The 19,623-nt window shown below is 63.2% G+C and carries 21 protein-coding genes; 2 read left to right on the top strand and 19 right to left on the bottom strand.

Annotation, left to right across the window (positions count from 1 at the left end; all coding sequences use genetic code 11):
* Positions 1–106: 106 nt before the first annotated feature.
* The 18 genes from era to EYF70_RS07645 form a co-directional block, all read right to left on the bottom strand.
* The gene (gene era / locus EYF70_RS07730; RefSeq protein WP_131144884.1) at positions 107–1,009 is read right to left on the bottom strand and encodes a GTPase Era; all 903 of its coding nucleotides are present in this window, start codon (positions 1,007–1,009) and stop codon (positions 107–109) included.
* A gap of 12 nt (positions 1,010–1,021) precedes the next feature.
* On the bottom strand, positions 1,022–1,810 hold the full coding sequence (rnc, locus tag EYF70_RS07725; RefSeq protein ID WP_131144883.1) for a ribonuclease III: 789 nt from the start codon (positions 1,808–1,810) through the stop codon (positions 1,022–1,024).
* A 26-nt stretch (positions 1,811–1,836) separates the two neighbouring features.
* Positions 1,837–2,226, bottom strand: coding sequence for a DUF4845 domain-containing protein (locus tag EYF70_RS07720; protein ID WP_307722130.1), 390 nt, complete (start codon positions 2,224–2,226; stop codon positions 1,837–1,839).
* A 73-nt stretch (positions 2,227–2,299) separates the two neighbouring features.
* The gene (lepB, locus tag EYF70_RS07715; RefSeq protein ID WP_131144882.1) at positions 2,300–3,220 is read right to left on the bottom strand and encodes a signal peptidase I; all 921 of its coding nucleotides are present in this window, start codon (positions 3,218–3,220) and stop codon (positions 2,300–2,302) included.
* Positions 3,217–5,010, bottom strand: a complete 1,794-nt coding sequence (gene lepA / locus EYF70_RS07710) for a translation elongation factor 4 (RefSeq protein WP_131144881.1) — start codon at positions 5,008–5,010, stop codon at positions 3,217–3,219. The genes lepB and lepA overlap by 4 nt, the downstream gene beginning before the upstream one ends.
* A gap of 262 nt (positions 5,011–5,272) precedes the next feature.
* Positions 5,273–5,518 (bottom strand): glutaredoxin family protein, encoded by a 246-nt coding sequence (locus EYF70_RS07705; protein ID WP_131144880.1) that lies wholly within the window; start codon positions 5,516–5,518, stop codon positions 5,273–5,275.
* 144 nt (positions 5,519–5,662) lie between these two features.
* On the bottom strand, positions 5,663–7,168 hold the full coding sequence (locus EYF70_RS07700; protein ID WP_131144879.1) for a DegQ family serine endoprotease: 1,506 nt from the start codon (positions 7,166–7,168) through the stop codon (positions 5,663–5,665).
* A 233-nt stretch (positions 7,169–7,401) separates the two neighbouring features.
* A complete protein-coding gene (locus EYF70_RS07695) occupies positions 7,402–7,746 on the bottom strand; it encodes a sigma-E factor negative regulatory protein (protein ID WP_131144878.1) in 345 nt (114 codons plus the stop codon).
* A gap of 314 nt (positions 7,747–8,060) precedes the next feature.
* On the bottom strand, positions 8,061–8,663 hold the full coding sequence (gene rpoE, locus EYF70_RS07690) for an RNA polymerase sigma factor RpoE (protein ID WP_131144877.1): 603 nt from the start codon (positions 8,661–8,663) through the stop codon (positions 8,061–8,063).
* 86 nt (positions 8,664–8,749) lie between these two features.
* Complete coding sequence (locus EYF70_RS07685) at positions 8,750–9,382, bottom strand: hypothetical protein (RefSeq protein WP_131144876.1); 633 nt, start codon at positions 9,380–9,382, stop codon at positions 8,750–8,752.
* A gap of 331 nt (positions 9,383–9,713) precedes the next feature.
* The gene (fabF, locus tag EYF70_RS07680; RefSeq protein ID WP_131144875.1) at positions 9,714–10,958 is read right to left on the bottom strand and encodes a beta-ketoacyl-ACP synthase II; all 1,245 of its coding nucleotides are present in this window, start codon (positions 10,956–10,958) and stop codon (positions 9,714–9,716) included.
* Between the two features lie 39 nt (positions 10,959–10,997).
* On the bottom strand, positions 10,998–11,237 hold the full coding sequence (acpP, locus tag EYF70_RS07675; RefSeq protein WP_130188465.1) for an acyl carrier protein: 240 nt from the start codon (positions 11,235–11,237) through the stop codon (positions 10,998–11,000).
* A 180-nt stretch (positions 11,238–11,417) separates the two neighbouring features.
* Entirely contained in the window at positions 11,418–12,164 is a 747-nt protein-coding gene (gene fabG / locus EYF70_RS07670; protein WP_131144874.1) for a 3-oxoacyl-ACP reductase FabG, read from the bottom strand.
* A 29-nt stretch (positions 12,165–12,193) separates the two neighbouring features.
* Entirely contained in the window at positions 12,194–13,144 is a 951-nt protein-coding gene (fabD, locus tag EYF70_RS07665) for an ACP S-malonyltransferase (RefSeq protein ID WP_131144873.1), read from the bottom strand.
* Between the two features lie 283 nt (positions 13,145–13,427).
* Positions 13,428–14,414, bottom strand: a complete 987-nt coding sequence (locus EYF70_RS07660) for a beta-ketoacyl-ACP synthase III (RefSeq protein WP_131144872.1) — start codon at positions 14,412–14,414, stop codon at positions 13,428–13,430.
* 6 nt (positions 14,415–14,420) lie between these two features.
* A complete protein-coding gene (gene plsX / locus EYF70_RS07655; protein ID WP_131144871.1) occupies positions 14,421–15,464 on the bottom strand; it encodes a phosphate acyltransferase PlsX in 1,044 nt (347 codons plus the stop codon).
* 248 nt (positions 15,465–15,712) lie between these two features.
* Positions 15,713–15,895, bottom strand: coding sequence for a 50S ribosomal protein L32 (gene rpmF, locus EYF70_RS07650; RefSeq protein WP_005666806.1), 183 nt, complete (start codon positions 15,893–15,895; stop codon positions 15,713–15,715).
* Positions 15,896–16,183: 288 nt separating this feature from the next.
* Entirely contained in the window at positions 16,184–16,678 is a 495-nt protein-coding gene (locus EYF70_RS07645) for a YceD family protein (protein WP_131144870.1), read from the bottom strand.
* A 232-nt stretch (positions 16,679–16,910) separates the two neighbouring features.
* Between EYF70_RS07645 and EYF70_RS07640 the strand changes: the two genes are divergently transcribed.
* Positions 16,911–17,516 (top strand): Maf-like protein, encoded by a 606-nt coding sequence (locus EYF70_RS07640; RefSeq protein ID WP_131144869.1) that lies wholly within the window; start codon positions 16,911–16,913, stop codon positions 17,514–17,516.
* 2 nt (positions 17,517–17,518) lie between these two features.
* Complete coding sequence (locus tag EYF70_RS07635; RefSeq protein ID WP_131144868.1) at positions 17,519–18,259, top strand: SAM-dependent methyltransferase; 741 nt, start codon at positions 17,519–17,521, stop codon at positions 18,257–18,259.
* A 53-nt stretch (positions 18,260–18,312) separates the two neighbouring features.
* On the opposite strand, the gene EYF70_RS07630 is transcribed toward EYF70_RS07635, so the two are convergent.
* Positions 18,313–19,560: an EAL and HDOD domain-containing protein gene (locus EYF70_RS07630; RefSeq protein WP_229420744.1), complete on the bottom strand. Its 1,248-nt coding sequence runs from the start codon at positions 19,558–19,560 to the stop codon at positions 18,313–18,315.
* Positions 19,561–19,623 lie beyond the last annotated feature (63 nt).

The following is a 19,623-nucleotide window of genomic DNA, read 5'->3' as shown; positions in this document are numbered from 1 at the left end:
GGCATCCGTGTCCGGGACCGGAAGTGACGGGCTGGTGTCCGCTTCCGGGATCGACCCCGGTGTGGACACGAGCCCGGCCGTGGGCTGGCGCTTAGCCATGGCCGGATTACTCGTAGCCGTAGGCGCGCAGGCCGGCCTCGTTGTCGGCCCAGCCGGACTTCACCTTGACCCAGATCTCCAGGTACACCGGGCCGCCGAACAGCTTTTCCATGTCCAGGCGAGCCTGGGTCGAGACTTCCTTCAGGCGGGCACCCTTGTTACCGATGATCATCGACTTGTGGCCATCGCGTTCGACGAGGATGGCGGCGAAGATGCGCCGCAGGTTGCCTTCCTGTTCGAACTTCTCGATCAGCACGGTGCTGGTGTACGGCAGCTCGTCGCCGACGAAGCGGAACAGCTTTTCGCGGACGATCTCGGAGGCGAGGAATTTCTCGCTGCGGTCGGTGATGTCGTCTTCGCCGAAGATCGGCGGGTTTTCCGGCAGCAGGCGCTTGATCTCGTTTTGCAGGCCATCGAGCTGGAAGCGCAGCTTGGCCGAGACCGGCACCACGGCGGCGAAGTCGAATTTCGACGCGACCTGCTGCGCGAACGGCAGCAGCACGGCCTTGTCCTTGACGCGGTCGGACTTGTTAATCACCAGCACCACGGGCACGTCTTTCGGCAGCAGGTCGATGACTTGCTGGTCGGCCTCGCCGAAGGTGCCGGCTTCCACCAGGAACAGGATCACGTCCGACGAATCGAGCGTGCCGGTGACGGTCTTGTTCAGCGTCTTGTTCAGCGCGTTCGAGTGGCGGGTCTGGAAGCCCGGCGTATCGACATAGATGAATTGCGCATCGGACAGCGTCTGGATACCGGTGATGCGGTGGCGCGTGGTTTGCGCCTTGCGCGAGGTGATGCTGACCTTGGCGCCGATCAGGGTGTTCATCAGCGTCGACTTGCCCACGTTGGGGCGGCCGACGATGGCAATGTAGCCGCAGCGAAAATCCGCGGGCGTGGTGGGGTCGGTCATGATGTTTCTCGGTTATTTGTTGGCGAGCTTTGTTTCCGCCGGGTCATCGCCCTGCACGGTGGCGATGCCCGCCAGTTTCAGCTGCGCGGCGCGCGGCTTGGCCCGGCGCGCGGCGGCCGGTGCTTTCTGCAGGGCCTGCTCGGCCACTTCCAGCGCCAGCTTGGCGGCTGCCTGTTCGCCGGCACGGCGGCTGCCGCCACGGCCATACACCTGGATGCCCAGCTTGGGCACCAGGCACTCGATTTCGAATTCCTGGCTGTGCGCGGCGCCATGCGTGGCGACCACGTTGTACAGCGGCAGTGAAATCTTTTTACTCTGCAGGAATTCCTGCAGCAGCGTCTTGGCATCCTTGCCCAGCGTGCGGGGATCGACGGTATCCAGGATCGGGATATAGAACGCCCGGATCACGCGTGCCGCGGCATCGAATCCGGCATCGAGGAAGATCGCGCCCAGCAGCGCCTCGAGGGTGTCGGCCAGGATCGACGGCCGGCGGAAGCCGCCCGATTTCAGTTCGCCCTCGCCCAGCCGCAGGAACTGCGACAGCTCCAGCTTCTGGGCGATTTCATACAGCGATTGCTGCTTCACCAGGTTGGCGCGCAGCCGCGACAGGTCGCCTTCGTCGATCTGCAGGTATCGATCGTAGAGGATCGAGGCCACGACGCAGTTCAGGATCGAATCGCCGAGGAATTCCAGGCGTTCGTTATGCAAACTGCTGTGGCTGCGGTGCGTCAGGGCCTGCTGCAGCAATCCAGCATCCCCGAAACTGTGGCCCAGCTTGGCTTGCAATAACTGTAGATTCATCGTCCTGTCTTGTCCTGTCTGTCGTGTTACTCGGGTTTGGCGGCTGGGCCGGCCTTCGCGGTCGAGCCGCTGTATTCGAGCAGCACGCTGGCCGGCCCGGCCAGGTGGATTTTCTTGTCGTAGGCGAACGAGACTTCCAGTTCGCCATCGACACGCTCGATCGTCAGGTCGCGGCCGCTGATCGAGCTGATGTAGTTTACCTCGGCGCTCCGGTCGAACGAGGCACGGATTTCCTGCGGCGTGCCGCCGGCCGTCTTGGCCTTGGCGATCGCCGCGCTGACCGAGCGGTATTCGCTGTAGGTGGGCAGGATCTTCATCGCCAGCACGCCGATCACGCCGATCAGCGCCAGCACCACGATCAGGCCGGTCAGCGAGATGCCCCGCTGCCTGTTGGCCGGAAATTGCATTCCCCGCATCGACACTCCCTTGCTGCTGGTCACTGTAGTTGGCTTACTGCGTATGGCTCAAACGTGCGGTTGCCCCGGCTGCTTACTGGATGCCGCCGATGCGGCGCAGGTTCGACAGGTTCATCCAGACCGCCACGGCCTTGCCGACGATGTTGCGGTCAGGCACGAAGCCCCAGTAGCGGCTGTCCGCGCTATTGTCGCGGTTGTCGCCCATCATGAAGTAGTTGCCGGCCGGTACCGTGCAGGTGAATCCGTCATACGTGTACGTGCACGCTTCCTTGCCGGGGAAATCGCCCACGTCCGACAGGTTCAGGGTGCCGGCGCGATCGTCGTTCAGGATGCGGTGCTCGGTGCCGGACAGGTTTTCCTTGAACTGCTTCTTGTAGTTCAGCGACTCTTCTTCGAGATAGTCTTCCAGCGGCGCGTAGCTGATCGGCTTGCCGTTCACTGTCAGGCGCTTGTTTTCATAAGTGATCTTATCACCCGGCACCCCGACCACGCGCTTGATGTAATCCTGGCTCATGTCCTTCGGGTACTTGAACACCATCACGTCGCCCCGCTGCGGATCGTTGAGCTGGATGATCTTCTTGTTGACGATCGGCAGGCGGATGCCGTACGTGAACTTGTTCACCAGGATCAGGTCGCCCACGAGCAGGGTCGGCACCATCGACGACGAAGGGATCTTGAACGGCTCGAACAGGAACGAGCGCAGCACGAACACCAGCGCGATCACGGGGAAGAAGCTGCCCGAGTATTCGATCCAGGTGGGCTGGCGCAGGTGCTCGGCCTCGATCTTCTCGCGCGCGTTCTGGTGGCTGTCCAGGCGGATGCCGTCGGCGGTCAGCTTCGCGGTGCGGGCGTCGTACTCGGCCAGCGCCCGGTCGGCGGCGGCGCGGCGCTGCTTGGCAAGATAGAACACGTCCAGGACCCAGATGATCCCGGTTACCACCATCAACACGAACAGGATCAGCGCGAAATTGCCGAGGATGCTTTGCAGTGTCATTTCTCTTCCACTTGGAGGATTGCCAGGAACGCTTCTTGCGGGATCTCAACCGAGCCGACCTGCTTCATGCGCTTCTTGCCGGCCTTCTGCTTTTCCAGCAGTTTCTTTTTCCGCGAAATGTCGCCGCCGTAGCACTTGGCCAGCACGTTCTTGCGCAATGCCTTGACGTTTTCGCGCGAGATGATGTTGGAGCCGATCGCGGCCTGGATCGCCACGTCGAACATCTGCCGCGGGATCAGTTCGCGCATCTTGGCTGCCACCTGGCGGCCGCGGTATGGCGCGTTGGCGCGGTGCACGATGATGGCCAGCGCGTCGACCTTTTCGCTGTTGATCAGCATGTCGACCTTGACCACGTCGGCCGAACGGTATTCCTTGAACTCGTAGTCCATCGACGCATAGCCGCGCGAGGTGGACTTGAGCTTGTCGAAGAAGTCCAGCACGATCTCGGCCATCGGCATCTCGTACACCAGCTTGACCTGGCGGCCGTGGTAGGCCATGTCCAGCTGGATGCCGCGCTTGGCGATGCACAGCGTGATGACGGAACCGACATACTCCTGCGGCATGTACAGGTTGACCGTGACGATCGGCTCGCGCACATCGTTGATGTGCGACGGATCGGGCATGCGCGAAGGATTGTCGACCTTCAGGATGGAGCCGTCGCGCTGCTCGACTTCATACACCACGGTCGGCGCCGTGGTGATCAGGTCCATGTCGAATTCGCGCTCCAGGCGTTCCTGCACGATTTCCATGTGCAGCAGGCCCAGGAAGCCGCAGCGGAAGCCGAAGCCCAGCGCCTGCGACACTTCCGGCTCGTACATCAGCGCGGCATCGTTCAGTTTCAGTTTTTCCAGCGAGTCGCGCAGCGCGTCATACTGGTTCGCTTCCACCGGGAAGAGGCCGGCGAACACCTGCGGCTGCACTTCCTTGAAGCCCGGCAGCGGCGCTTCGGCCGGCTTGACGGCGGTCGTGATGGTGTCGCCCACGCGGGCCACCTTCAATTCCTTGATGCCGGCGATGACGAAGCCCACCTGGCCGGCCGACAGCTGCGGCAGCGACACGGAGCGGGGCGAGAAGATACCGATGTCTTCCACCAGCTGCACGGAGTCGGTGGCCATCAGCAGGATCTTTTCCTTCGGCTTGAGCGTGCCGTTGACCACCCGCACCAGCATCACGACGCCGACATACGGGTCGTACCACGAGTCGATGATCAGCGCCTGCAGCGGCGCGGCGGGATCGCCCTTCGGCGGCGGCACCTTGGCGATGATCGATTCCAGCACGTCTTCGACGCCCAGGCCGGTCTTGGCCGAGCAGTGCACCGCGTCGCCCGCCTCGATGCCGATCACGTCTTCGATCTCGGCGATCGCCGATGGCGGATCGGCATTCGGCAAGTCGATCTTGTTCAGTACCGGCACGACTTCCACGCCGAGATCGAGCGCGGTGTAGCAGTTCGCCACCGTCTGCGCCTCGACACCCTGCGAGGCGTCGACGACCAGCAGCGCGCCTTCGCAGGCCGACAGCGAGCGCGAGACTTCATACGAGAAGTCGACGTGGCCCGGCGTGTCGATCAGGTTCAGGTTGTAGATTTCGCCATCGCGGGCCTTGTACTTCAGCGCCGCCGTCTGGGCCTTGATGGTGATGCCACGTTCGCGCTCGAGGTCCATCGAATCGAGCACCTGGGCTTCCATCTCGCGGTCCGACAGGCCGCCGCACAGCTGGATGATGCGATCCGCCAGCGTGGATTTGCCATGGTCGATGTGGGCGATGATGGAAAAATTGCGAATGTTGTTCATTTATAAAGCGGCGATAAAAACGGCGATGAATACAGCGAAAAGCACAGCGAAAAGCGCAGCGAAAAGCACAGCGAAAAGCACAGCAACAGCATGGCGTGAGCCCGAATGACCCGGCCAATACAAAAAAGCGCCCTGGGCGGAAAGCCCTGCCGAGCGCCTTTCGAGAAAACGTGCAAGGAAAAACCCCCCGCATTTTACCGGATTTCAGAGGGGAAAGCCCAAAATCCGGCGTACCGGTCAAAGGAGGTGGCCGTGACAGCCGTCAGCGGCGATGACCGCCGAGCACGGCAAGCACCTTCGGGGCATCGAGGAAGTAATGGCACAGCTGTTCGTCGCCGGCATACAGCACCGGCACGAGCTCGTCGAAACGGGCCACCAGCGCCGGATCGGCGTCCACGTCGATCACGTCGACGGAGAACGGTTGCGCGGGCGTGCGCAGGGCCAGCAAGGCGTCGAGCATGTCCTGGCACAGGTGGCAATAGCTGCGCGAATACAAGGTAAAGGTCATTGCAGGGTAAAGGTCATCGCGGCGTAGAGGTCGTCGCGGCGTAAAGGTCATCGCTGATCCGGCATCCGGACGGCGGGCGGCGGCGCGGTGGCTTGCCCGGCAACGGATCGTTGCAGGCAAACCGCTGGCCGCCGCCCTGCCCGCTTACTTCGGTGCCGGGGCCGGGGCCGGACGCAGCGTCAGGAAGCGTGCCACGTCGCCGCGGCGCACCAGTACGACGGCGTTGCGCTTCGGATCGAGCTTCGATACCAGCGCGGCGAACTGTTTCGCATCCGTGATCGGCGAGTTGTTCAGCTGCAGCAGCACGTCGTCCGGCTGGATGCCGGCGCCAGCGGCCACGCCTTCGGACGCATCCACCTTCACGCCGCCCGGCACGCCCAGCTCCTTGCGCTCGGCCGCCGACAGGTCCGACACCTTCAGGCCCAGCGCATTCGAGGCGCCTTCGCCGCTCGGCTTGCTGCGCTCGCCCCGTGCGCCTTTCGATTGTTCGGATTCCAGCTCGGCCACGGTAACCGGCAGGTCGACCGCCTTGCCCTGGCGCCAGACGGTGATGGTGGCGCGCGTATTCGGCGCGGTGTTGCCGACCAGGCGGCGCAGGTCGGACGAGCGCTCGATGTCCTTGCCGTTGAACTTGGTGACGATATCGCCCGGCTTCAGGCCCGCCTTGGCTGCCGGGCCGCCCTCCTCCACCATCGACACCTCGGCGCCGCGCGCATCCTTCAGGCCCAGCGATTCGGCCACGTCGCGCGTGACTTCGCCGATCTGCACACCGATGCGCCCGCGGGTCACCTTGCCGCTCTTCTTCAGCTGGTCGGCGACGCGCATCGCCTCGTCGATCGGGATGGCGAAGGAAATGCCGTTGTAGGCGCCGGACAGCGTGGCGATCTGCGAATTGATGCCGATCACTTCGCCGCGCATGTTGATCAGCGGGCCGCCCGAGTTGCCGGGATTGACCGCCACGTCGCTCTGGATCAGCGGCAGGTATTCGCCCGTATCGCGCGCCTTGGCCGAGATGATGCCGGCCGTGACGGTGTTCTCCAGGTTGAATGGCGAACCGATCGCCACCACCCATTCGCCGACGCGGATCTTGTTCGAATCGCCCATCGTCAGCACCGGCAGGCGCGAGCCGTCGATCTTCAGCACGGCCACGTCGGTACCGGCGTCGGCCCCCAGCACCTTGGCCTTGAACTCGCGCTTGTCGGTCAGGGTGACGTACACCTCGTCGGCGCCGGCGACCACGTGGGCATTGGTCAGCACGTAGCCGTCGGCGGAAATGATGAAGCCCGAACCCACGCCCCGCTGCACTTCGCGCTCCGCCGGTGCCTGCTGCTGCCGGCCGCGCGGCTGCTGGCCTTCGCGGCGCGGGGTCGGCACCTGGCCGCCGAAGAAGCGGCGGAAGAACTCCTGCATTTCATCCTCGTCCGTCATTCCCGGCGTGCGCATGCGCAGGCGCTCGGTGGTGCGGATGTTGACGACGGCCGGACCGACTTTGTCCACCATGTCGGCGAAATCGGGCAAACCGGCCACGGCGCCGGTGGCCGGCGCGGCATGGACGGAAGCCAACCCCAGCGCGGCGGGCGCGAACAGGATACCCGCGCTGACCAGCAGCGCCGACAGGGTTTTATTACCAGCAGAGATTTTGGTTTTCATAGGTTGTCTGTTTTCGGTATGGGTCAGGACGCAACGCAAGCCAGAGGCTTCGCCGTATGGTAAGCGAAAAGCTGGAGTTGCAGCACGCACAAGATGTTGCAACAGATAACAAATTTCAAGGGGAGATTTGTAGCGTGCTGTATCGCCGCGCTAGCGGATGTAACCACGCATGAATGGCCTGGCGGGCATGAGCGGCCCGGCGGGTGTGATCGGGCAGGAGGCGGGATCGCGGGTCACGGAAGCGTGGCGGTAGCGATGGTGGTGGCTGTGATGGTCGTGGTGGTCGTGGTGGTGGTGGCGGTCGCGGTGGCTGAACCTTCGCGCGGGGCCGTGTCGGCGGGCCGCCCCGGCATTTCTTCAGTGGCCAGGCGCTCGGCGAGCCGCGCCGCGAAACCGGCGGACAGCCCGGCCTCCGGCTGGTGCGCGCGCAGGACGTCGCCAGCCAGGTGGTAGAGGCGCCAGGCGGCGAGCCCTTCGGGTTCGGACAGCGCGGCCAAGGTCAGTTCCACTTCGCATGCCGGCAATTCCTTGTCCACCATCGCCGAGATGTTTTCCTGGAGGCGGTTCGGAGTTTCCATGACATATCCCTGCGCAGCAAAAGTAAGCAACGGGTTTACAAGCTGAACTACAAGCTGAACTACAAGCGAACTTCACGCTGAACTACAAGCTGAACTTCAAGCTGAACTCCAAGTTGCACCACAAGCTCACTTGCAACCGTGTTGCGAGCTGAGCTGCGACCTGGGTTATAACCTGAGTTATAACCTGCGTTATAACCTGAGCCATAACCTGAGCCATAACCTGAGCCATAACCTGAGCCATAACCTGAGCCATAACCTGAGCTATAACCTGAGCTATAACCTGAGCCATAACCTGAGTTGCCAGTGTCGGAGCCTCACCAGCGCTTGTCAACCGGCAGGTCCAATAGTGGCCGCAGTTTGTCGGCGATCACTTCGCGGGCGCGGAAAATACGGCTGCGCACGGTTCCGATGGGGCACGACATGATTTCCGAAATCTCGTCATAGCTCAAGCCTTCGATCTCGCGCAGCAGGATCGCCGTGCGCAAGTCGACAGGCAGCGACTCCATCGCGGCGTTGACCGTTTCCGCGATCTGCTTGGTGGCCAGCATGGACTCGGGCGTGTTGATGTCGCGCAGGCCGTTTCCTTCATCGGACCCTTCCGCGCTTGCCGCATCGACGTCGGTGGACGCAGGGGTGCGCCGGCTCTGGGTCACGAGGAAGTTCTTGGCGGTGTTGATGCCGATCCGATACAGCCACGTGTAGAAGGCGGAATCGCCACGGAAATGGCGCAGGCCGCGAAAAGCCTTGATGAAGCTTTCCTGGACGACGTCTTCCGCTTCGGCGGGATCGTGCACGATGCGCGATACCAGCCGCATCAGCCTGCGCTGATACTTCGACACGAGCAAGTCGAATGCTTGCCGTTCACCTGCCTGGACTCGCTCGACCAGCAGCTGATCGCTCTCACGGTCCGTTGTCACACCACGGTCTGTTGTCACACCTTGGCCCTCGGTGGTCCCAGCACCGGCTCTCCATATGCCTATAGAGGCCACGCGGGGTAATTGGTTCAGGGGTTTTGCGGATTTTTTTTCGCGCCGCCGGTGCCGCGGGCGGCGATCGCGCGCGCCGCCAGTGCCAGCCTGCGCCGTACGTCCGGCGCGGCACTATCCGGCAGCACGGCCAGCCAGTGCACCCGGCCGGCCTCGCGCCCGCCACGCCGTGCACCGGAGTCCTCTCCGGTGCCGTCCGCGATGCTCCCCGCAGTGTCTTCAGCGGCGGGTTCGGCAGCATCTTCCGGAACGGTTTCAGCGGCATCCAACCGCAATCGCAACAGCAGCAAACCGGGCCACAGCGTGGAGCCCGGCAGCAGCCGCACGCTTTGCCCCAAGCCCGCGTGCCGTGCGTCCTTCTGGTGGTATACCGCCAGGCGCACCTGGCCGACAGCCGAAATATCAATCCGCGCAAGCTTGACAAGCCCGCGCTGGCGGACGGCCCCCGCCACGCCTGCCGCGACCAGCAGCGCGCCGGCCAGGCTGGCCCCGCACCAGGCGCCACAAGCCAGCACCGCCACGCACAGGGCCGCATGCGCCGCGCGCAGTGTGGGCGATGGATGGATGACGGCGGACACGGCGATGGACATCGTGGAACCCGGCGAAAAGGGGTGGAACGCGCCCTGCGGCAGGGCTGCGATGCGGTTCATACCGGGTGCTGAATCCGGGCGCTGAAACCGGGCGGTAGAACCGTGCTGCGAAATCAACCGCAAAGTCGGCTGCAAAACTCCGCATTGAAATGCTGTCGCGGAAAATCACCTGCATAAGCTGCCGGGAAACGCCGCTGCAAAACGCTGCCGCAATGAGCGATGATGATGCCGATGATGTTCCCGATTAGGGGAAATGCTGGAAGCGCCGGCCTCTTGCCGGGCGATGATGTGCCGAAGAATGCCGGCACAGTGGACCGCGGCGGTCAACGTTCAAGTCAACCGCCGGGCCTTTGGCGCTCACTCCGTTAAGACCGGAGTGAGCCGGGAAAGTTCACATTTTTCCGAACACGAGGCTGCCGTTCGTTCCGCCGAAGCCGAACGAGTTCTTCACGGCATACTGGATCGCCATCGGGCGGGCGACGTTGGCGCAGAAGTCCAGGTCGCACGCCGGGTCCTGTTCGAACAGGTTGATCGTGGGCGGGGCCACCTGGTGGTGGATCGCCAGCACGGTGAACACGGCTTCGAGGCCGCCGGCGCCACCGAGCAGGTGGCCGGTCATCGACTTCGTCGAGCTCACGACCAGGCTCTTGGCGTGGTCACCGAACGCATACTTGATGCCGGTGACTTCGGCCACGTCGCCCAGCGGCGTCGAGGTGCCGTGCGCGTTCAGGTACTGCACCTGGTCGGGATTGATGCCGGCATTCTTCATTGCCGAGATCGCCGACTTGGCGCCGCCGCTGCCATCTTCCAGCGGCGAGGTCATGTGATACGCGTCGGCGCTCATGCCGAAGCCGAGCAGTTCCGCGTAAATCTTGGCGCCGCGTGCTTTCGCGTGCTCGTATTCTTCGAGCACCATCACGCCGGCGCCCTCGCCCAGCACGAAACCGTCGCGGTCCTTGTCCCATGGGCGGGACGCGGTCGCGGGATCGTCGTTGCGCGAGGACAGCGCACGGGCGGAGGCAAAGCCGCCCAGGCCCAGCGGCGACACGGTGGATTCGGCACCGCCGGCCACCATGATGTCGGCATCGCCGTATTCGATCAGGCGGGCCGCCGCGCCGATGCTGTGCAGGCCGGTGGTGCAGGCAGTCACGATCGCCAGGTTGGGACCGCGCATGCCGTATTTGATCGAGAGGTTACCGGAGATCATGTTGATGATCGAGGCCGGCACGAAGAACGGCGAGATACGGCGCGGACCGCGCTTGTCGTAATCGGCCTTCTGTTCTTCGATCATCGGCAGGCCGCCGATGCCGGAGCCGATGATCACGCCGATGCGATCGGCGTTCTCTTCGGTGACGACCAGACCGGAATCCTGGATCGCCTGGATACCCGCAGCCATGCCGTAATGGATGAAGGCATCCATATGGCGGGCTTCCTTGACGTCGAGATAGCTTTCGACGTTGAAGTTCTTGACCTCGCCGGCGAAGCGGGTCGAGAACGCGCTGGCATCAAACTTGGTGATGTTGGCGATACCGGATTTGCTTTCGGTAATCGCGTTCCACGCTTCGGCAATCGTATTGCCGATCGGGGACACGACGCCGAGGCCGGTAACCACCACACGACGGTTTTTGGAACTCAAGCGATTCTCCTGGAGTCGATCTTTGCTGCTGCTGCGAACTTAGGCCTTGACGTGGTTCGTCGCGTAGTCGATAGCCTGCTGCACGGTGGTGATCTTTTCAGCCTGTTCGTCAGGGATTTCCATTTCGAACTCGTCTTCCAGTGCCATTACCAGTTCAACGGTGTCGAGGGAGTCGGCGCCCAGGTCATCGACGAAGGACGATTCGTTCTTGATGTCGGCTTCGGCGACGCCCAGTTGTTCGGCGACGATCTTCTTAACGCGTTGTTCGATATCGGACATGTTATGGCTCCATTGTGTGTATGTTACGGAAAGCGCGCATTTTATCAGGTTTGCGCACTGAAAAACTAATTTCGGCTTCTGTGCTCAGCTTTACCGAAATCACTGCTAAAAAACGGCTTTACCCACATAAATCGTGCGCAAAGCCGCTTAATTCCTCATTCATTCCCGGCTTATTCGCCATCACCCCATGTACATGCCACCGTTCACGTGCAGCGTGGTACCGGTGATGTACGCGCCGCTCGGCGATGCCAGGAAAGCCACCGCCGCGGCGATGTCTTCCGGCTTGCCGAGACGGCCCAGCGGGATCTGCGTGAGCAGGGCCGCATGCTGGTCCTCGCCCAGCACCTTGGTCATGTCCGTGTCGATGAAGCCCGGTGCGACACAGTTGACGGTGATGTTGCGGCTGCCGATTTCACGGGCCAGCGCGCGGGACATGCCCTCCACGCCGGCCTTGGCCGCCGCATAATTCATCTGGCCAGGATTGCCGGACGACGCCACCACCGACGTGATGTTAATGATACGCCCTGCTTTGGCTTTCATCATGCCACGCAGGACCGCGCGGGACAGGCGGCCCACCGCGCTCAGGTTGGTGGCGATGACCTTGTCCCATTCATCGTCCTTCATGCGCATCGCCAGCTGGTCGGCGGTGATGCCGGCATTGTTGACGAGGATGCCGATCGCGCCGAAGCTCTTGCCGATTTCATCGATCACGGCGGCGCAGCGCGCCGCATCCGTCACGTCCAGCGCCAGGCCCTTGCCGGCATCGGCGCCGATCTCGGCCAGGTAAGCGGAAATCGCTTCGGCACCGGCTTCGGTGGTGGCCGTGCCGATCACTTTCGCGCCCTGGCGCGCCAGTTCGGTGGCAATGGCCTTGCCGATGCCGCGCGAAGCGCCCGTGACGAGCGCGACTTGGTTGGACAGGTTCATGGTGTTTCCTTCGAATTCTTCAGTCAGGTTCAGCCGGCCGGCTTCAGCGCGGCCAGCAGGCGTTCCAGCGACGCCTGGTCGGTGATGGCGTCCCCGGCCAGGTTCGCATCGATGCGCTTGGTCAAGCCCATCAGCACCTTGCCGGGGCCGCATTCGATGACCTGGGTGATGCCGCCCGCGGCCACCTTCTGCATCGTTTCCACCCAGCGCACCGGGGTGGCGGCCTGGCGTACCAGCGCATCCTTGATGCTTGCAGGATCATGCAGTACAGCAACATCGACGTTGTTGATCAAATCGATCTGCGGTGCGTTGAAATGGAGGTTTTCCATGTAGTCGCGCAAGCGGTCCGAGGCGGGCTTCAGCAGCGACGAGTGGAACGGCGCCGATACCGGCAGGCGCATCGCGCGCTTGGCGCCCTTGGCCTTGGCGATCTCGCAGGCCTTGTCGACACCGGCGGCGTGGCCGGCGATCACGACCTGGGCCGGCGCGTTGTAGTTGACGGCTTCCACCACCTGGCCCGGCGCGGCGGCCACGGCTTCGGCGCAGGCGGCCCGCACGTCTTCGTCCGACAGGCCCAGCACCACGGCCATCGTGCCCTGCCCGACCGGCACGGCTTCCTGCATCGCGTGGGCGCGGAAGCGCACCAGCGGCACGGCATCCTTGAACGGGATCACGCCGGCGGCGACCAGCGCCGAGTATTCACCGAGGCTGTGGCCCGCGACGATGGCCGGCAGCGGGCCGCCGGCGGCGATCCATGCGCGATACACGGCGACCGCGGCGGTCAGCATCACCGGCTGCGTATTGGTGGTCAGGTCGAGGTCTTCCTTCGGGCCTTCGGCGATCAGCTTGCCGAGGTCGAACTGCAGCGCGTCCGACGCTTCGGCGATCGTTTGCTCGACGACCGGGTTGCCGTTGAAGCCGGCCATCATGGCCACGGCCTGGGAACCCTGGCCGGGGAATACAAAAGCGAATTGGGTCATATGTGTTCTCGTTATGAAAAGCGGACGCGCGAGGCGCATCCGCATTTAGAGCACTGCTTCTAAAACGGCGCGCATTGTACACCGCCGTTCGCATTCCACCTAAAACTTGCATTCCCGCCACATTTGGCGAGCAGGTAAAGCTTTATCTCCTACATCCTCGCCAGGTCCTGGCGAGCAGGTAAAGCTTTTACTTCCTACATCCTCGCCAAGTCCTGGCGAGCAGGTAAAGCTTTTCGGGTCACATCCTCGCCAAGTCCTGGCGAGCAGGTAAAGCTTTTATCTCCTACATCCTCGCCAGGACGGCCCCCCACGTAAACCCGCCGCCGACGCCTTCCATCATGACGACGTCGCCCTTCTTCACGCGGCCATCGCGCACGGCGGTGTCCAGTGCCAGCGGGATCGACGCGGCCGACGTGTTGCCGTGCTGGTCGACCGTGACGACCATCTTGTCCAGCGCCAGGCCGAGCTTCTTGGCGGTGCCGTTCATGATGCGGATATTGGCCTGGTGCGGGATCAGCCAGTCGATCTGGCTGCTCGTCATGCCGGCCGCGTCCAGCGCTTCGTGCGCCACCTTTTCCAGCACGGTGACGGCCAGCTTGAAGACGGCCTGGCCATCCATGTACAGGAAGGCGCTGCCCGCCACGGCGCCGCCGGCCACGTTGCCGGGCACCGACAGGATGTCGGAATGGCGGCCGTCCGCGTGCAGCTTGCAGGCCAGCACGCCCGGCTCTTCGGAAGCACTCATCACCACGGCGCCGGCGCCGTCGCCGAACAGCACGCAGGTGGTGCGGTCTTCGAAGTTCAGGATGCGCGAAAACACTTCGGAGCCGATCACCAGGACGTTCTTGTACATGCCCGACTTGATGAAACTGTCCGCCGACGCCATCGCATACACGAAGCCGCTGCAAACAGCCTGCACATCGACGGCCGCGCTGGTGTTGGTCATGCCCAGCTTGCGCTGCACGATGCAGGCGGTGCTGGGGAAGCTGCCGAAGAAGTCCGGCGTGGAACTGGCAACGATGATCAGGTCGATGTCGTTCGGCTGCAGCTGCGCCATCTCCAGCGCGCGCTGGGCCGCGATCACGGCCAGGTCGGAGGAATTCTGTTCCGGCGCAGCGTAATGGCGCGCCGAGATACCGCTACGGGAGGAAATCCACTCGTCGGACGTTTCGATGCCCTTGGCCGCAAGCTGCTCGGTCAGTGCCTGGTTCGTCACGCGTTGTTCCGGCAGGTAGCTGCCGGTGCCGATGATTTTGCTGTACAGGGTCATGCCGTCTCATCCAATGGTTGTATTTTCGCGCGGCATCAGTTCGGCGATGAGATCCGCCAGCTGCTGCTGCACATCGTTCTTCGCAGCATCGTAGGCCCGGCGGATGGCCCATTCATAGGCTTCCGCTTCGGCACTGCCGTGGCTCTTGAACACGAGACCGCGCAGGCCCAGCAGGCTGGCACCGTTATAGCGCGCGGGATTGAGCCGCTGGCGGATCCGCTTCAACGCACTGTTGGCGATCGCGGCACCCAGCATGGTGATGGGATTGCGCTTGAGTTCGGTCGTCAGCACCATCTTGAAGAAGCCCGCCACGCCTTCAACGGCCTTGAGGGCGACATTGCCGACAAAGCCGTCGCACACGACCACATCGGTCGTGCCCTTGAAGATATCGTTGCCTTCCACGTTGCCGTAGAAGTTCAGCTTGCCGCGCTCATGGTCGGCCTGCAGCAGCGCGGACGTGGCCTTGACCACCTCGTTGCCCTTGATATCCTCGGTGCCCACGTTGAGCAGGCCGATCGTGGGGCGCGCGATGCCTTCCATCGCATGCACGAGCACGGAGCCCATGATGGCGAACTGGTGCAGGTGGTGCGGTTCGCAATCCACGTTGGCGCCCAGGTCCATCACATACGTGGGGCCATCCTTCTGGTTCGGCATGATGCCGCAGATGGCCGGGCGGTCGACGCCGGCCATGGTCTTCAGCACATAGCGGGAAACGGCCATCAGCGCGCCGGTATTGCCGGCGGAAACGCAGGCCTGGGCCTTGCCATCCTTGACCTGTTCGATGGCCACGCGCATCGACGAATCCTTCTTGCGGCGCAGCGCCACTTCGAGCGGATCGTCCATCATGACCTGCTCGGAGGCATGCAGCACGGTAATGCGGGGATGGTCTCCGGCGCGATGCTTCTTCAGTTCGGCGCGGAGCACGTCTTCGAGGCCAACCAGGATCAGTTCGGCATCGGATTCGCGGTTCAGGAAGGAAATTGCGGCAGGAACGGTGACCGACGGGCCGTGGTCGCCGCCCATGCAGTCGATAGAAATTTTAATTGTCATTGCGGGCAAGATGCAATCCCGGCGCGAGCGCCGGAGCCTGCGGTTTCAAGACACATCAGTTCCCGGCAGGCCGGGGAGCAGCATGGCGGCACAGCATATGGCACAACATATCGCAGAACATATGGCACAACAATGAGTGGCGCGCTGGATGCTGGAAAGTGCTCGGGGTCGACGAAAAGAAAAAGCGGCGCCACGACAAAACTTTCGCGTGCACCGCTTTTGGTCTTTGGCCGAAACCAAAACGCCGATTACTCGTCGTTTTTGGTCTTCAGCACCTTGCGACCACGATAAAAGCCGTTCGGGCTGATATGGTGACGCAGGTGGGTTTCGCCGGTGGTCGGCTCGACTGCCAGGTTAGGGGCGGTCAGGAAATCGTGCGAACGGTGCATGCCGCGCTTCGACGGGGACTTCTTGTTCTGTTGAACAGCCATGATGACTCCTAATACTAAGTTCTAAAATTTTAACACAATCGACTGGCAAATACATGCAAATCGAGTATCCCAGCGGCACCACACTTGCGCGAGGCACCATGCTGCATTACTACTCAATGCCAATACTCGCAGCCCGATTGGCATGTTCTTTCAACTACTCGGTGAATCCCGATAACGCGGCAGGCGGCGTGCGATAACGGCCGCGAAAGCCTGTCAACCGGGCGCATGTCGCTGCGCCGGCCGCTGCAAACCGCCGGCTGGCGCCACGCGGTAACGGATCGGAATTCCTTATTTTTTCAGCGCCTTCAGCGCATCGAATGGCGATTTCTTTTCGCTGCGCACCGAATCGAGCAGCGCCGTATCGGGGCAGACATCGTGCTTCGGTGCTTGCGGCAAGGCCAGCAGGGCCTCGTCTTCAATCAGGTCCATCAGGTTCATCGACCGCGTACCGACGATCACGTCGATCGTCTCGTCATCGACCACCTCTTCGATTTCATCGGCCTTGGCGTCGTCCTCGCCCAGCATCAGCACGGTCGAGGAATCGATCTCGTAGGCGAACGGCGCGAGGCAGCGCTGGCAAGCCAGCTGCACGGTGCCGCTGACGGCCAGGTGCATTTGCGGGAAGCCTTGCCGGCTCGTGCCGCCCTCGGCGCGCCAGGCAATCTCGCCATCGGTCGACGCGCAATCGCGCACCAGGCGTTCCATGGCAGCCACCGGCGTCACGCCTTCACGGCTGGCGCCCGTACGACAGAATTCAAAAGCGTCGATCAGCTGGGTGGTCATTGCAGCGCTCATCGGCTAAAACTTCCCTCGAAAACCTGAGATAATAACAGGGTTTTCAACGGCCGGTCAAAGACTTGCGCGTCATTCCGCACTTTCGGGGCCCAATCCAGCGGATGATGCCGTGGATAATGCAGCGGATTCGCCACATCGCTACAACACCGGTACGACGCCGCTCCAACGGCGCCCAGAGCATATAACAATTCAAAGCGCGTCGCCACAAGAAAATGTTTCCATGAACCAAAGACATTCCCCTCCCCCTCCGCTGATCCTCGCATCGAGCTCCACCTACCGCCGCGAACTGCTCGAACGGCTGCGGCTGCCATTCACCGTCGACGTGCCGGCGATCGACGAAGCGCCGCTGGCGGGCGAGTCACCATCGGCCACCGCGTTGCGCCTGGCGCGCGAGAAAGCGCGGGCCGTCGCGGCGCGCCACCCCGGCAGCCTCGTGATCGGTTCCGACCAGGTCGCCACGCTGGACGACGGACAGATCGGCAAGCCCGGCACGCACGCGGCAGCCCTCGACCAGTTGCGCAAGATGCGCGGGCGCGAAGTGATCTTCCATACCGCGCTGTGCCTGTGGGATGGCCGTACCGGCAACTGCATGCTGGAAGATATCCGCACCGCCGTCACGTTCCGCGACCTGCCCGACGCCGAACTCGATGCCTACCTGCGCATCGAGCAGCCCTACGATTGTGCCGGCAGCGCCAAGAACGAAGGCCTCGGCATCGCCATCCTGGAACGCATCGATTCGTCCGACCCCACCGCGCTGACCGGCCTGCCGCTGATCGCCCTGACCGGCATGCTGCGCGCAGCCGGCGTCACCTTCTTCCAGGACTGAACATGCCCGGCACCCTTTACCTGATTCCCAATACGCTGGGCGCGACCGCGGCGCTGGACCACGTCATTCCCGACCATGTGCAGGCGACCACGGCGCAACTGGCGCATTTCGTGGCGGAAAACGCCAAGACCGCGCGTGCGTTCCTGAAACGCGTGCACGCCGTGCACCCGCTGGCGCGGCCCTTGCAGGAAATCGCCATCACCGAGCTGAACGTGAATACCAGGGCGGATGCGCTGGCCGGCCTGCTGGCGCCGCTGCGCGACGGCCATGATGCCGGCCTGCTGTCGGAAGCCGGCGTGCCCGCCGTGGCCGACCCGGGTGCCGACCTGGTCCGCCTGGCCCACAAGGAAGGCATCCCCGTGCGGCCGCTGGTCGGCCCGTCGTCGCTGCTGCTGGCCGTGATGGCCAGCGGGCTGAATGGCCAGAGCTTCGCCTTCAATGGCTACCTGCCCACCGATGCCGCCGCGCGCGCCAAGCGGCTGAAAGACCTGGAACAGCGTTCGCGGACCGAAAAGCAGACACAGCTGTTCATTGAAACGCCGTACCGCAACGGCGCCCTGCTGGAAGCGCTGGCGACCAGCTGCCAGCCCGCCACGCTGGTCTGCGTGGCTACCGACATCAGCTTGCCGACGGAAAGCATCCGCACGCAGACGGCGGCGCAATGGAAGAGCGCACTGGCGGCGAACCAGGGGCCGGATTTCCACAAGAAGCCGACGGTCTTCCTGCTGCTGGCAGCGGGTTAGGAGGCGAAAAGAAAACCGGAGGACGCGGCGGTGGGCGCCGCGGGGCTCCGGTGTCAGCGCACCGGCGCGGCACTCACGCCGCTGGTGTATTGATTGATCCATTCGTACGCCGCCACCTGGCTCGCATACAGCGTGGAAGGCGCCAGGTCCAGCCGGTGCAGCAAGCCCGTCAATTCAGGACCTTCGCGCGCCTCTTCGACCAGTTCGATCAGCTTCAGCACGTCGCCGTAGTCGCCCGTGCGGTGCAGCAGGGCCGTGCGCACGTCGTGCAGCACGTTCACGCTGTCGAGGATTTCCGGCATCGCCACCGAGAACAGCGTATCCATCAGCGACATGATGCCCACCGTGAAGCCGATGTCGGCGCCGATACGCTCGCCCGGGCGCAGGTGTTCCATCAGGTTTTCCATCGTCTTGCCGCGTGTCGTCGCCAGCTGCAGCAGTGGCGAATCGTATTGATGGCCTTTCACGTACAGCAGGATCTGCAGCCAGCGCTGCAACTGCTGCCGCCCCAGCACCACCAGCGCATGGCCGACCGAGTTGATGCGGAACCGGGCACCGACCGCCGGCGTATTCACCAGGCGCAGCAGGTTCAGCGTGATCAGCGGGTCCAGCTTGATGGCCCGCTCGATGTCGCGCTGGTCCGCATCGGCCGCCAGCAACTCCAGCAACTGCATCACGGCCATCTGGGATGGCGCAATTTTCTTGCCGGAGAGGATCACCGGGCGGGCGAAGTAATATCCCTGGAAATATTCAAAACCCAGGTCCATGCAGTGGCGGAATTCTTCCTGCGTTTCGACCTTCTCCGCCAGTAATTTCTGGCGCGGGTTCTTCAGCGATCGGGTCAGTTCAGCCAGCGAATCGCGGGCCATGCCCTTGATGTCGATCTTGATCACGTCCATCAGCGATTGCAGCTTGGACAGGCTGTCCGAAGCGCCCACCACGTCGTCCAGGGCAAACTTGTAGCCGGCGCGCTTCAATTCCGTGACGCGCGCTACCACGTCGGGCGTCGCATCGACCGATTCGAGCACTTCCAGGATGACTTTGTCGTTGGGCAGGAAGTGGATGAAGTCGCTCATCAGGCCGGCCGTGTCCACGTTCACATAGGCCAATTGTTCGCCGACCACCTTCTGCATGCCCAGTTCGGAAGCATGGGCGATCACGGAAGCGGTGGCCGCCGCGCCGTCCGTGACTTCGACGTCATGGCTGTTGGCGTTGCGGTACAGCAGCTCATAGGCAACGAGCCGCTGGGAACGATTGAGGATGGGTTGCCGCGCCAGGAAAAAATGATTGGCGTATGGCATCGGAATATCCGGGCTTACTGCCAGCGTCATGGAGGGACCTGCTAGAAAACGATGGCGCTACCT

Source organism: Pseudoduganella albidiflava (assembly GCF_004322755.1).
GTDB lineage: Bacteria > Pseudomonadota > Gammaproteobacteria > Burkholderiales > Burkholderiaceae_D > Rugamonas > Rugamonas albidiflava.
Note: the sequence above shows the minus strand (reverse complement) of the source record. Positions and strands in the feature narration are given on the sequence as shown.